At 43.5% G+C, this 14164-nt stretch carries 14 protein-coding genes; 10 read left to right on the forward strand and 4 right to left on the reverse strand.

Translation table 11 applies throughout. From position 1 onward, the window contains the following. Nucleotides 1-449: 449 nt before the first annotated feature. From BMW65_RS22965 to BMW65_RS22980, 4 genes are all read right to left on the reverse strand, one after another. Entirely contained in the window at nt 450-851 is a 402-nt protein-coding gene (locus BMW65_RS22965) for a type II toxin-antitoxin system VapC family toxin (RefSeq protein WP_090609268.1), read from the reverse strand. After that, complete coding sequence (locus BMW65_RS22970; protein WP_090609367.1) at nt 851-1087, reverse strand: antitoxin AF2212-like protein; 237 nt, start codon at nt 1085-1087, stop codon at nt 851-853. Before BMW65_RS22970 ends, BMW65_RS22965 begins: the two co-directional genes overlap by 1 nt. A gap of 377 nt (nt 1088-1464) precedes the next feature. Next, complete coding sequence (locus BMW65_RS22975; protein WP_090609269.1) at nt 1465-1713, reverse strand: hypothetical protein; 249 nt, start codon at nt 1711-1713, stop codon at nt 1465-1467. Further along, nucleotides 1703-1936, reverse strand: coding sequence for a hypothetical protein (locus BMW65_RS22980; RefSeq protein ID WP_090609271.1), 234 nt, complete (start codon nt 1934-1936; stop codon nt 1703-1705). The genes BMW65_RS22975 and BMW65_RS22980 overlap by 11 nt, the downstream gene beginning before the upstream one ends. A gap of 575 nt (nt 1937-2511) precedes the next feature. Between BMW65_RS22980 and BMW65_RS22985 the strand changes: the two genes are divergently transcribed. From BMW65_RS22985 to BMW65_RS23045, 10 genes are all read left to right on the forward strand, one after another. Further along, the gene (locus BMW65_RS22985) at nt 2512-2958 is read left to right on the forward strand and encodes a hypothetical protein (RefSeq protein ID WP_143053995.1); all 447 of its coding nucleotides are present in this window, start codon (nt 2512-2514) and stop codon (nt 2956-2958) included. Between the two features lie 831 nt (nt 2959-3789). Continuing rightward, nucleotides 3790-4239, forward strand: a complete 450-nt coding sequence (locus BMW65_RS22995; protein WP_090609276.1) for a hypothetical protein — start codon at nt 3790-3792, stop codon at nt 4237-4239. 114 nt (nt 4240-4353) lie between these two features. After that, a complete protein-coding gene (locus BMW65_RS23000; protein WP_143053996.1) occupies nt 4354-4737 on the forward strand; it encodes a hypothetical protein in 384 nt (127 codons plus the stop codon). Nucleotides 4738-5886: 1149 nt separating this feature from the next. Then, the gene (locus tag BMW65_RS23015) at nt 5887-6435 is read left to right on the forward strand and encodes a DUF3885 domain-containing protein (RefSeq protein WP_090609282.1); all 549 of its coding nucleotides are present in this window, start codon (nt 5887-5889) and stop codon (nt 6433-6435) included. 313 nt (nt 6436-6748) lie between these two features. Continuing rightward, entirely contained in the window at nt 6749-7297 is a 549-nt protein-coding gene (locus BMW65_RS23020; protein WP_090609283.1) for a hypothetical protein, read from the forward strand. Then, a complete protein-coding gene (locus tag BMW65_RS23025) occupies nt 7284-7793 on the forward strand; it encodes a hypothetical protein (protein WP_143053997.1) in 510 nt (169 codons plus the stop codon). The genes BMW65_RS23020 and BMW65_RS23025 overlap by 14 nt, the downstream gene beginning before the upstream one ends. Before the next feature lie 154 nt (nt 7794-7947). Continuing rightward, nucleotides 7948-8331: a hypothetical protein gene (locus BMW65_RS23030; protein ID WP_090609286.1), complete on the forward strand. Its 384-nt coding sequence runs from the start codon at nt 7948-7950 to the stop codon at nt 8329-8331. Nucleotides 8332-8511: 180 nt separating this feature from the next. Then, entirely contained in the window at nt 8512-8889 is a 378-nt protein-coding gene (locus tag BMW65_RS23035; RefSeq protein WP_090609288.1) for a hypothetical protein, read from the forward strand. Between the two features lie 676 nt (nt 8890-9565). Next, nucleotides 9566-10516, forward strand: a complete 951-nt coding sequence (locus tag BMW65_RS23040) for a hypothetical protein (protein ID WP_143053998.1) — start codon at nt 9566-9568, stop codon at nt 10514-10516. A gap of 43 nt (nt 10517-10559) precedes the next feature. Continuing rightward, complete coding sequence (locus tag BMW65_RS23045) at nt 10560-14159, forward strand: hypothetical protein (RefSeq protein ID WP_143053999.1); 3600 nt, start codon at nt 10560-10562, stop codon at nt 14157-14159. Nucleotides 14160-14164: the final 5 nt, after the last annotated feature.

Consider the following 14164-nt stretch of genomic DNA (forward strand, 5'->3'; position numbering starts at 1 on the left):
TGAAGCCTGCACTGAATTTCCTACGTTCTTTTTTCATTTTTACAACTGCTAAGTTAAACATTTAAGCAGCTGTCCAATATTTGGGGAGTACTATACATCTCGGCTATTTCTTATGGTTGGAACAAGAAAAATATAAGGACTTTTATTGGCAACCTATCAAGTCAATCCACGAATGCTGATGTAACATCTGTTGATAAATAGAGCGTTGTGCAAGAAATTCAAGCCCGGCCGTCCAAACTGAACAGCACCCCAAAAATTAGACACTTATTGGGGCATTTTTATGAGCGGAAGACCGAGTGCGGTTATATAGTACTCGGCGAAAATATGAACGACTTTTCGAAAGGCAAGCATCAGCAATCTTGCCAGCTTCTTTACGGCCGCGCTCGTACTTGCCAATCATGACGCGTGACACGCCGCTCTAGGTGGCCGGTTTGTCCTGTGACCAGCTCCTATAATTTAATCAAAGAGACGTAATCGTCGTATAGTTCAAATTTTTCGTCCGCAGATAAAAGTGTAAGGCCGCTCATTTTTGCCGTAGCAATGATCAGTCGGTCAAACGGATCGCGATGCCCGTCATGTAGCGGAACATTAGCATAGGCCGCGATAGCATCATGGCTCAGCGGGAGGAAATTGAAGCCGTCTTCTTTACCTACAGTTACGATATCCCGTATATCAACATTGAAATCTGCCAGTTTGCCTATTGTTTGTTTGATAGCAATCTCATAGAGGCTAATGTCAGAGACATATATTGTATTATTCGGCTCAGTAACTAACCTGACTGCAGTTTTTCCAAGATTGGGATGGTTTACCTGAAACCAAATCAGTACCTGCGTATCGATCAGGATTTCCATTACATATAATCCTTCAGATCGTTAATGGGATCGTTGAAATCTTTGGGAATGTCAAAACGTTTGCCACTGTTTTTTTGCAAACGCAGAAGCCCTCCGGGTTTTCTGGCTTTTTTTGTGGTTGCCTTTTTTTCCTCTTCAAGGAAAGTTACTACCACTTCGGCCTTTTTTATGTTTGGGGCCGGCTCCAGGAGCCTAAGCACGCCATTTTCATAAATGCCCTTAATTGCAGTGTACATATTCAAATGCTTTTCCACAAAAATAGCATTTATTTTTGAGATTCCGGTCATCATCCCCCACGTAGTTCTGACTACCGTTTGAGGCTTTTTACTTCAATATCGCCTGCATCTTGCTCTTTGCGAGGAGGCCGATTCCTTCACGAACAATATGCAAATATTGGAATGCACCGAAGCATAGCGGCACAACGACCGCGGTTTACCCGGAATCCTATTTTATCGGTGGGACTGCGACAACAAAGACTGTAAGTTATTTCGGTGCGAATTTTCCAAAATGACATATGGTATTGCAAGATGAAATACTGGTAAATAAGTTTGGTCAGGGTTTGTCCAGCTATAAAGATCAATCCAATGTTGAGTTTTTCCCTGATGATATGAAGTTAATGGCGGGTATTGCGGGCCGCTTTCACGTAGGTAACCACCCGCGCGCCACCGGACTTCCCCTTGCCTTTGGAAGCGATGGCAAGGCGTATCTTGTAGAAGCTGTTGCCGAGGGCGGTACCCATTTCCGGCTCATCGGCGAGCTGTTCGATAAGCGCGGCCAAATCCCTTTTGAGCGATGGGTACTTCTTGGCCAGCCGTTTGGCCTGCTTGTCAAAAAGCGGTATGGAGGCAATGTTATAGCTCATCCAGCAGCTCTTGCGCCGGACGGGCTTTCAGTTTGCCCTGCTCCACCAATTTAAGTTCGTTTACCGCTTCCCTGAGTTCCTGCAACAACTGCTCTTTGGTGGGTTCCTCGTATTCCAGGGTCTCCAAATCCCGGTACTGCTTTTTGAGTTCCCTCCATTCCTTGATGGGGATATACACCCCGGTGGCTTTGCCCTTGCTGTCCTGTATTACCTGTAGTCTCATAACCGCTGAAGTTAATTCAATAAGCCATTTTCGTATACGGTTCTAATCCCAGCGTACATATTCAACGGCTCCATACAAAATTAGCGCTTATTTTTGACATTCCGTTGTTTGCGGCCAGTTTGGCGGAGCTCTCCTTGGAGGGCTACCTTTGCTGTGACGGATTGCTAACCCTTATAAGCACAAGCCCGGAAACATCGTGAAAAAACAGTGGCCGGACAACCCTTAAAAACATATCTTTGGGGGTGTAAGACGTTTTTTGAGCAAGCGGAAATCCGATTGTTGGGAAAACGGCCGGAATTCCGGAACTCCGCGGAGGGTCATATGATTACGGCGCGCGATTCGGCGCCTGTCCCGAGCGTAGTCTCGGGAACCCGTACATTGGCAGGTGGGGTAGTATGTAAGGCTTCCGGTTCAAAGATTTTTAGGGATAAAACGCTGAAAAAATGAGGGGTTCTAAGATAGTTTCCGTAATAAATAAACCCGAAAGAATCACCTTGTCCAAGAAACAGCTTCTTTGGCATTATTCTGTTGTGTTTTTTTTCCTTATCGTTCCTTTTGCTAATCTTTGGAGCTTAGTGGAATATTACGTTTTGGACAGTTACAATGGGGTTCTGGAAGCGAAAGAGCTTTTTTTGATAACCTTTGGGTTTGTCATTCTTGCCGGAGCTTTCTTTCTCTTGCAACGGAATAGATTGAAGTTCCGGGAGTTCGATTTGTCCTATACGAGTGATGCATTTGACAGGGCATTGAAGAAGACATCGGAAGAGTTGAAATGGAAAATCATCGAGAAGCAAAAGGGTTATGTGAGAGCTTACCGGGATTGGGAGCGGTCGGCCAGTTGGGGCGAGTTGATTACCATCAAGCGGGGTGACGGTCGAGTCCTTATTAATAGCATCTGTAACCCGGAAGCGATGTTCATCTCGGCTATTTCTTATGGTTGGAACAAGAAAAATATAAGGACTTTTATTGGCAACCTATCAAGTCAATCCGCGAATGCTGATGTAACATCTGTTGATAAATAGAGCGTTGTGCAAGAAATTCAAGCCCGGCCTTTGTGAACAACACCCCAAAAGTTGGATACAACTTTTGGGGTGTTGTTCGTTATTGGGGGCATTTTTATGAACGGAAGACCGAGTGCAGTATGAACGGAAATTGGTGTAACTAAATCGTATCTGGAAGTTGCCGGAAAAATTCGCGGCTGACTGCTATCCGTTTGGCGGGGTTTATAGCCAAGTGTGTAGCTTCTCAATGCCGTTCCAATATAATTGGGATAGCTCGATAGCCATTGAGAACAGACTTAAAACCGCTATCTTTACAACGGCAAGAAACCTCAGCGATGATATTTTTTTTAGATGTCGATATTCCCATTGCTTTCAGACCATAGCAGATGAATTATATTTGTTTGATCGCTTTTTTGTTAACTGGATTTCTGGCGTTTCAAAACTTCAAGAATAGCTATATTGAGTATCGTTTGGCAAAAACGGAAGGAATTAAAGTAAGTGCCGAGGTCATCAACGTCCCTGATTTTTGCCAACGGAGGAACAATAGAATCGATGTGAAATTTGACGGTAGGGAGTATTCCATCGTCATTTCGAATAAGAATTGTGTCGATGGGGTATACAGCAGGGGGGATATGGTCGATATGATATATGTGTCTCGATTCGATTATTTGTTTTTCCAAAAAGCAACCGCAGGATTTAACTATATCGTGAGCATTTCATTCTTCATTTTGCCTTTAGTATGTTTGGTCACGTCGCTAAAAAAGAGGAACAAAAAATGGAAAAATTAGATAATGGAATATTCAGATAAAGTTGCAGAAGACCTTTCAGGAAAGGAACGATAAAGATTGACTGATGGAACCGTTTAAGGTTGAAATATTCAAGGAAGAAAACCAGGGAAAGGTCTTTGGCTTCGTGTCTCTCGATGAATTTGAATCGGGTAAGGTCGTAGGTATGTTGTTGTCTTTGACGGGGATTACAAACAATAGGATTGAAACGCCAGTCCTGTTCAAACACCTCGAAAGATACATCCCTAACAAAGTTAGATATGATGACAAAGGTGCGGGACGAGACTTTCTGCAATCACTTATGTCTGAACTGTCTATCAAAGGTTCAGCCTCAAGTTATATCATCTGGGATATGGTAAGCCGGGTTGATGAATTTAAAGTCGAGAGCCTGATTGATGACTGGGACTATGTATGGTATGATACGTCAGATGAAGCGATGGTCATTTATATTCCCGAAAACAAGACTGTGCTGCTGGTAACGGACCACGGCTATGCGGCCTATAAAAAATATGAATAGCGGGGTAAATTGATTGTCATCCAGTGTAGTCTGGCTGCCCTTTCGAGGGCACTGGTACCGAAGAATACATAAAGGATGGCGGAATGGAACAAGCAAATAAGGACTTTGATGATAATGATAGAAGAAAAATATGAGCCTTGGGAACCTATAAAGGAGCTCCCTTCCTCGCCCTTTTTTTATGAAATGTATTTTAAGGAAGGAAGTCTGATAATTTTATTAAAAGAGTCTGATCTTGTTGAGAAAAGGATGAAGATAGTGTTTAAGAATCCACTTGGTTATAGGATAGTTAATGAGTCCGGACGTTTGAAAAAACTGGACAATCCCTATATTTATACTTTTTGTAAAACACAGCAGTCTAATTTCCTGGAGTGGTTTAACTATGAAAGCGATGGTCTGTTTAATGACTGGGATGTAACTCATTATATGGTCTGTAACAGTGATAACATTATTGACGTGATTACAAACCAAACACCGGAGGTTCGGTGGATTAATTATTGACAAATTAATGAAGACCCGGCCGTCTAACGAGCCGGGCTTTTTAGTTTGCTCTTCAGGGAACGTTTCAACCAATTCCGCCTTTTTGATATTTGGATCCGGTTTCAGAACACTCGACGGGCTGGGAACACTTAACAATGAATCAGCAATTTGGCGGCAGAAGCATACGTTGGGCAAAGTAGAGACTAAATTTGGAAACTAATGATTTATAATTCTTTGTTTATACATTCATATATTTTAGCGTTACGCTCAAAGAGTAATCAGGATATGCCGCTTTTCATTCCTGTTATGTTGATAGGCTTATGTTTGGTGTTGAACCTTATGTCAATCCTCTTTTTTATTGAAGGTATGACAACACAACATTTGGAAATCTTTACCGACAAGAACGAATATGTTGTTGGAGTTTTGATATATTGTTTGGTTTTCTCATACTACCTGCATAAGAAGCGATATAAACGGATATTTGAAACCTATAAAGCCAAACACAGCGAACCGCCAGCTATTTGGTGGTCAATCCTGGTCGTAGTTTTATATTATTTGATAAGCGTATTTATCGTATTCCTGTCGGCTTTTTACCGAAACAGGGATTGGATATTTTCAGGGTTATGATCTTGTTAAACCTGGCTGGGCTTTTCATTGTGGATGATGGATATTTTTGATTATATATTCTATAGGGTAGCTTCGTTCTACAAAAAAAGAAAGGATTTGTCACCGGAGACAGCTGCTTCGATGATTGTTGCGCTTATGCAGTTCTTTCTAATTCTTGATTTGTTTGCATTATTTCGAGTTTTTTATGAGTACGATTTCCCGAATGGTTTTAACAAGTTTTGGGCATTACCGGTGATAGCCTCGATAGGAGTTATTAATTGGTTTCGATACGAAAAAGGAAATTTATACCCAAAATTACGGAAAAAGTGGAAAGACGAAGATGACAATCAAAAGCGGAAACGAGGAAAATTAATCGTAATGGGCATTGTGTTGGTGCTGTCGATACCCGTCCTGTATGGGCTTATAAGGCACAATATCATGGAAGGCAAAAATTTTTTCGAATGAAGTATCCTGCGATCACTATTGACATATTGGATAATAGAGAGGCTGGGGGCTGAAAAGGGTTGGGGCTGCTGATAAAAATCTTAATGTATTCAAAAGACAATGGAAATCAAGAACAGTGCTGATTTAGAAGGAATGTTCATAGAGAAGTTTGGAGATATACCTAAGACTACGCTAAGCAGCATTACTGATCATCGTGTGCGGCTTGGTCTTGGAGAAGACCTTGAGGATGAGCTTAGAATCCAGCAGGCACTTGATAGAAGTGCAGCCGTTTTGGATTATTGTTTTGGTGGTAAAGGGGTATGGCTAATAATAATTTTATGGGGAGCCAACGAGTTAAGTGCATTGGAAACAGCGGGTATAAATCCCGATAAGGCAGATAAAAAGCTTGAATGGAAGGAAAATGACTACGACGTTTTATGTCTTCATTATGAACAATATTCTTTTCGAATGGTATCGCCTATAGTAGCGTCAATAATAAATTACGAATTGGTTTTTGAACCTTCAGCCAATATAACATGCTACTTTGTAGACTTCACTGAATCGTTAATCGTAAATATTTATGATGATCGAGGATGTGATATTTACTCTCCGAATGAGGATATTGTTATAGACCTTAGTAATCGGTTTACAAATTGGGTGAACAAATGATGATGCGTAGCGGGCTGGAAGCTGCGTTCAGTGTTTTCGAGTATCACCGCGGACTACATCGACGGCATCGAGTGGGAGGGCATCGGAATAGTTTGATTGTCACTGAAAACAGGCTTGATTAATCAAAAGCCGCTATCTTTACAACGACAGGGAACCTCAGGACGGCTCAGGATATTATGACTACGATGAGAGGTTCGGCGCCTGTCCCGAGCGTAGTCTCGGGAACCCGTACATTGGCAGGTGGAACACCATCGACCCCAAGGCCGAACAGGGCAGGAGGTGGAGCCCATACAACTATGCATTCGATAATCCGATGCGTTTCATTGATTCGGATGGGCAGTGGCCTAATCCGATTTTGAATGCGTTGGTATCTATAACGAAAGTAAAGGTTCGGGAAGCGATTAATCAATTTGCTTTCGTAGCGAAGGATATGAAGCCGATAGATGCCAAGTCAACAGGAAAAGACATAGCAAGAATGTCGATGGGTGCAGAGAAAGATGGTGTAGGTACCGAAGTATATGTGAGGATGGATAGCAAGGGGGATATTGGGATGGGTTTGAAAGCTGGTGTGTCTACCTTACCAGGAAAAGGCACCGCTTCGGCTGAATATGTGGAAAACATTGCAGGAGGAGAACCAAAGGTTAATACTGAAACATCGGTGGAATTAAATGGGACCGCGCTTCCGGAGGTTCCTAATCTTCTTGAAGAGGTTGGCATAAAACAGGGGGCGGTCACCGTGAACGTTAATCCGAAAGAAGCCGTCAATGTTTTACATGATGCATATAAAAGTGTTCAAGAATATTTTAAAACGGCTGTGGAAAAAATAGTAACCCCAAATAAAAAGCCTGATGAAAACCCGTAATGTAATCAAGATAATTAGTGTTTACCTATTGTTGTCAGCACTAACGTGCGTTTTTTATTTGTTTTTGGTGATATTCAAGCAGGAGGAGTTAAATACGTTAGGTGCTTGGTTCTCGGTCGTTGTTCCTGGCCTTATAATAGGTGTTACCATTTTCAATGCAATAGATACCTTGGTTTCCAAAAGACAGGACTCATTAAGGCGTGGTTCAGTTATCAACGGTGTCATATTTGCACTGCAAAGCATAACATTGTTTACAGATGGTTTTTATTACCGATATACGCAAGGAAACAAATTGTTTTTCTTCATTAACTTTGAACACTTGACCAAAGACATTCGCTGGGGTATTTACTTTGAACCAATGGTGCTGGACTTTAATCTAAAGTTTGACTCTTCGGATAATACTTTAGTAGGCATAAACTTCATGGCACTGGTGCTGGCAGTTGTTTCTTTTTGGATGGCTGGTATCGTAAAGGAAAGGTTGGATATAAAAGAATAGTCGGACTGTAAATTGAAGTCCCGTATAAATTAGTCTTGCAATACTTTATAGCCCGGCCATCTGAACAGCACCCCAAAAGTTGGACACAACTTTTGGGGTGCTGTTCATGAATGTTCAGTTGGACAATCGGAGACGAAGATAAGGTATAAATAATATGACTGCTAATAATTTTAAGGTTTGGGAACAGGCTGAAAATTTGTCTACCCAAATGTATTTCGTGGAATTAAAAGATTCATTTGGAAAGCTATCAATTTTTTTGAAAGACATTAACGTTCCGGAGAATACCTTGGAAATTAGATTTAGCGGAATTTTAGGATATAGAGTTTTTCAGGAAGGGGCGAGGCTAAGGTTATTGAACCAGGACTCAACTTTTGGGCTAATCAATATTTCCATTGATTCTGAATTTCTGAGATGGCTGGATATGGAGAGTGAAGAGATGTTTAAAGAATGGGAGCTGAAACATTTTATAGTGTGTAATTCTGACAACATTATCGATATCGTTGCCGTTGAGTGTCCTGAGCTTTTCCGTCTTGAATAATGTCTTCCTGACATCGACGGGATTGAATGGGAGGAGACAGATAAATCCATGTCGCGTTGCCTAAATCTGAAGGTGAATACCGTGTTTAGCCTAAGACGGCATTACGAAGCTTGAAGAGATGCAGCGCAAAAAATAGAACCTAAACGCAAAATTGATAAGAACATAAATTAAGAGATTCGCATGAGCAAAAAACGAAAAAGGGGCGGTGATCCCATTTTTGGGAACTGGAAAATCCATTTAGGAACGATTTTAATATTGTTTTTGGTAGGACGATTTATTTATGGGGCAAGCGAAAAAACCATTGAGAACTATCGATTAGCAAATAATGGCAAACTTAGTAACGGCATAGTCACTTCTAGGATGAAAGTGGGCGGCAAAGGAACCATAAGTATTGAGTATAGCTTTCAAGTGAATCATGTAAAATATATTGGGCAAACTACGAATGAAGGATATGAAATTGGTGATAGCTTATATGTCATATACTTGCCCAAAAAGCCTATGATAAACAGGTCATATACATTTATAAAGAAAAATTATACAACACACATTGCACCATAGAAAGTCGGACCAGCTATGAAGTTTTTGCTCGACAAATTCCAGCCGTTCGACTTAGGCGACAGAAATCAATTTTTAAATGACCTGCTCTTTTTGATCCTACAATCAAAACCCAACGTGAAAGTGGGCTAAAACCAACATTTACGCCCTGCGTTCTTTTGCACAAGGGGTCGCTTATCATAATTTGAAAAAGATTGCAGGGCTACCGATTGGGGAGCAGGAAAAGTCTACCGAATGCAGGCAGGGAAATTCGATTTTGCATATCCTGAATCTGATTGAGACGTAAAAATTAAAGTAGAAGCCTCGGAGAGATCCGACGTGATGAATATGGTTGCACTTGCCACTAATGGCGCAGTGGTGAGTTGCGTGGTGACGCTGCTTTTGCAAGGTTGGCTGCTTAGTAAGTGGTAGTGAAACAGTGTGTTCTGTGTGAGCCCCGCTGAGAATCGGGGTTTTTTATTGCCAGATTTATAGGCATAGCCTATCAAATTTATAGCCTGTGCCTATCAAATTTATAGACGAAACGCATCATAGGCAATCGATTCTCTGCATAGCTTTACTCCCGCTATGATGTAAAGCAAGTAACCATAACTCAAAGACAATGAAATAACAATGAGTATCTGTATCGAGCCATAGTTATTAGCGAGCGGTTACCATTTATAAAAATAATTTAACGCACATGAATCAGTTGACACTTAGACCCATTGTTTGTTTCGCGATGTTTCTTCACTGCCTATCGCAAGTCTCATTAAATGCACAGACATCCTCGGTAATCATACCTTCCAACATTTCGACAGGAAGTCTAGAAAAGAACCTCCTGTTTTATGCAAATAAACGCTATCAGGTAACGAGGCAAGGTCCCAACATTGCACTAGATGTTTTGTTTGATGGGCGATTCCAACCTACAGAGTCGTCAACGGCTCCCACATCAGCACAGCCATTGGAGATCTTGGTGGAGAATCTACCGCCCCAACATACCCAGCAGGGGGCCTGGATAGGTTGGAGTAGCAGAAATTGGATCCCCACCAGTTTCAAGATTGAAGGGTATAATGTATATAATGGAGTGAATCAATGGGTAACGGTAGCAAATGTGACGAACCATTCGCAAAGACATTATATGGTAAAAATGCCCGGAGGAAGTTTTTCTAAACTTCGTTTTTCCTTTTATACTGCATCAGGTACAGACGGTCGAATGCAACTATCCCAATTGTTTTATATTCATCCTGAAGCTGTTCAATCATACGATGGGGTCATGGTCAAATATGATGCATCCGGCAACGTCGGCATCGGAACCGCAACCCCCCAAGCCAAGCTGGCCGTAAACGGCAACATCCTGGCCAAGGAGGTAAAAGTGAAGACAGACATCACCGTGCCGGATTATGTCTTTGAATCCGGTTATGAACTACCCGCGCTTACTGACATTGAAGCCTACGTGAAAGAGAACAAGCACCTGCCGGAAATTCCATCTGCCAAAGATATCGAAAAAGATGGACTGGATTTGGCCGAGATGAACCTGCTGCTACTAAAAAAGGTGGAGGAGCTGACGCTGCATTTGATTGAGAAGGAGAAAAATGAACGATTGCAGGATGAACGCATCGAGCGGTTGGAAAGACAGCTCGGCAATCGATGAGTGCCTATGATGAGACGGGATAAACCAGAATAACCTATTAAATATGAAGACACAGTTATTGTTATGTTGCCTGCTTATGCTATCGCCAGCAGCACGGGTATTTAGTCAAAACAATCTTTTTTCCGGCGTAGATTTAGGGAAAAAAGTAAGCACTTCGCCTGAGGCAGCCATGCTTGGCAAGTTTGGCGATATACCGATAGGGCATTATACCGGAACGGCGGATATATCCATACCGCTCTATACAATCGAAGAGGAAGGCATCACGATTCCGGTAGTGTTGAGATACCACAGCTCGGGCATCAACGTGGAAGAACAGGCGAGTAATGTTGGGCTAGGATGGAGTTTGGAGCCGGGAGGGGCCGTTATCCAGTCTGTTTTGGGGGTGGCCGACAATATGGATAATCTGGTTACGTACGATGCGGCGGGATATCAGTTTTTAAAGAATAATATCATTTCGACGGGTTATCAGTCGTCGAGGCCTGCCATCGGCGATAAGGTACTGTGTCCGACTTTCTCGGTGACAGGCGACTCTTATCAGACGTTTCAGCGTGCGCTTGCGGGGCATGGACAGCCCGATATCTACTATTACACATTGCCGGGAGGGAGTTCAGGTAAATTCTACATACATCCTGAAACTGCACAGGTTGTCTTGATAGACAAAAAGGAAGAGCTTCAGATTACCGGTAACAGTATGCAATGGACCATCACCAACATTCACGGGCAACGGTTTGTATTCCAGGCAAAGGAGACGGTGACAGCCACCGGTCAGGTTAATGCCGGAAACACTTGGAAGTTGTCAAAAATTATCCTGACGAACGGGAGGGAAATCGATTTTGAGTATCAGGACGGCAGCTACACGTCGGAGACGTTCAGCCAGACGTATCATTCTGCTTTCCATGAAAAGTTTGCCACACCGGGCGAACAGTTTGTTCAGCCGTATGTAAGCTACAATGCGCATACGATTAAGATGCTTCACCGTATCACGGCGACGAATGTTGTGATAAACTTCATACAGGACAGCAGGGAGGATATATCCGGTACGGTAAGACGGGTTAAGTCCGTAGATGTCGTGAGCCGCTATAACAATGAAAAGATAAAAACTTTCAATCTGTTGCAGGATTATTTCCCGTATTCAACCGTGGGCGGGCACAGGGGACAACCGGCTTCGGGTTTGGCGCAAGCACAGCGCGATCTGTATGGGAAACGGCTTCGGCTAACGGGGGTCAAGGAAATAGGTTACGCCAACGGTATAGCCGTCAGCACGAAGCCGCCTTACAGCTTTACTTATAATACGACCCTGCTGCCCTTGAAAAGTTCGTTTGCGAAGGATTTCTGGGGGTATTTCAACGGGAAGGAAAACCCAGCGTTAATACCCGATCTTTCGTTCTTTTATTATTCCGGATATTATGGACAGGACCTTCCTTTCAGTTTACTGAGTAATTATAACGGGGGGAACAGGACACCGGAACCCGACAAAATGGTGGCTGGACTGCTCACCAAGGTAGTATATCCGACCGGAGGTTTCACGGAATTTACCTATGAGCCCCATGATTATACCAACTTTAATTATCCCGATCCGGATAAGATAAGTTCGGCCAATGTGCTTATTATGGCCGAGGACCAGAACATGCCTTACAATACCAAATCGGTGGCCTTTACCCTGCCGAAAACACTCACCGTGAAGTTGAGGGTATACCTGAGCAATGGAAACCCGCAGTATAACCTGCCCGATACCATGTTTTACCGGTTGCTGAATGCACAGGCCAAGCTTCAGAAAATAAAAAACGGGCAGGTAACCGACGTGACGCCGCCAATCAGTATGGTGACACAGGACAAGCCTGCTTACTTAAACAATGCCGGGATAAGCTGGCAACGGGATATACAGATAACATACGATTCGCAGGCGTCGTATAACCTGATTGTGGAACTTCCTGACCTCATCGGCCCCCAAAATGACTGGAATAAGGGCGCATCCATCCGGGCAACCATTGAGTATATGGATACGGGAAGCATGTTTAAATACAGCATCGGTGGCGGGGTACGCGTTTCTGCAATCAGGAATTTTGATCAGGCAGGGAGTTTGTCATCCCATAAGGAGCTAAGGTACAAGGCAGCGGACGGCTTGGTATCTTCGGGGCTTTTAATGTCGCCGATCCATCATTTGAATGGAAAAGGGATGTATTTTGAGAAAGTCGAGCAGGTTTCCCCGGGCCATTATACGACATTTGTTGATTTCCGGAAGATATGGTACCTGTCTTCAGAAAGCTATGTGCCGCTGTCGTCATCGGCCTCCGGCAGTGCCGTGGGATATTCCCGTGTGGAGGAAATTGAGCGGGCAGGCACGGCGAACATTGGAAAGCGCATCTTATTGTTCCATAACCAAGCGGCCCGATGGGCTACTGAGGTACCTGAGGATCCTGATCTGATGAATGGGCTGCTCAGGGAAGAGATTCTTGAGAATGCGGCGGGAACGCCGGTTAAAAGGACACTTTATGGGTATGAAAACAAGTGGAGTTCCCTTTTTACGGGTGTAAAAACATTTAAGTCTTTTATGGTGCTTGACGGGGAATGTAATGCTTCGTGGCTTATAGGGCCTGTTGAGCGGAGCCAATTGTTCAGGGTAGCATACTACCCGATAAAGTCGGGATGGTATCTGAACACCACCAGAGTGGAAACAGATTATTTGGATGGCCAGCCATTGGCCAGTACCGTCCAATATGCCTATAACACGAAGGGGCAATTGATACAGCAGCAAGCTGTTGACAGCAGGGAAATCAGCCGTAAGTCTGTATTTGTATATCCGCAAGATGCCACCACAAATAACCAATATGCCAATCTGCTGAAGGGCAAATCCATGTATGGAAGCTTGCTCACAAGGACAGATTTGGTGGACGGAAACGAGGTGAGCAGACTGAATATCAAATATAAAAATAACGGACAGTTGGTGGTGCGTGACCGGGTTGAATACATACGGGACGGGGTGGTTGAGAAACAGGTTGTTTTTAATAAGTATGATGCGGCTAATAACGCGACGGAAATCGACGAAGATGGGAACCTTACTGCCTACATCTTGGATTTCAACAATTCGATGGTCATTGCCGAAGCAGCCAACGCGAACTTGAATGACATCGCGTTCGGCGATTTCGAATCTGCTGGAAAAGGGAACTGGACCTATTCGGGGGCAACTGTCTCGGATGTTTCGTCTCCTCGCGGCATACGGGTGTATAACCTGAAAAACGGTGCTATCAGCAAAAGCGGCCTTACCTCCGGTAGGCAATATGTGCTGACATACTGGAGCAAGGGAAGCAGCCAGCCGATGATTACAGGGGGGACTGCGGTGCCTGCGTTATCAGGGCCAATACGTACCATCAACGAGTGGACGCTTCACAGGAGGGTATTTTCTGGTACAGCTTCCCTGAGCATCGGTGGGTCGGGCGATATTTTTATTGACGGTGTGCTTCTGCATCCGGCCGGTGCGGGTGTTAAAACCTATACGTATGATACGTTTTTAAGGTTGGGGGCCGGGACGGATATGGCTGGAAATACGGTTTATTACCGGTATGACGGTTATGGAAACCTGTCATCCGTAGTCGATTTGCAGGGCAATGTCGTGACGGATTATAAATACAATTACCGTCCGTAAAAACA

The organism is Parapedobacter koreensis (assembly GCF_900109365.1).
Lineage (GTDB): Bacteria > Bacteroidota > Bacteroidia > Sphingobacteriales > Sphingobacteriaceae > Parapedobacter > Parapedobacter koreensis.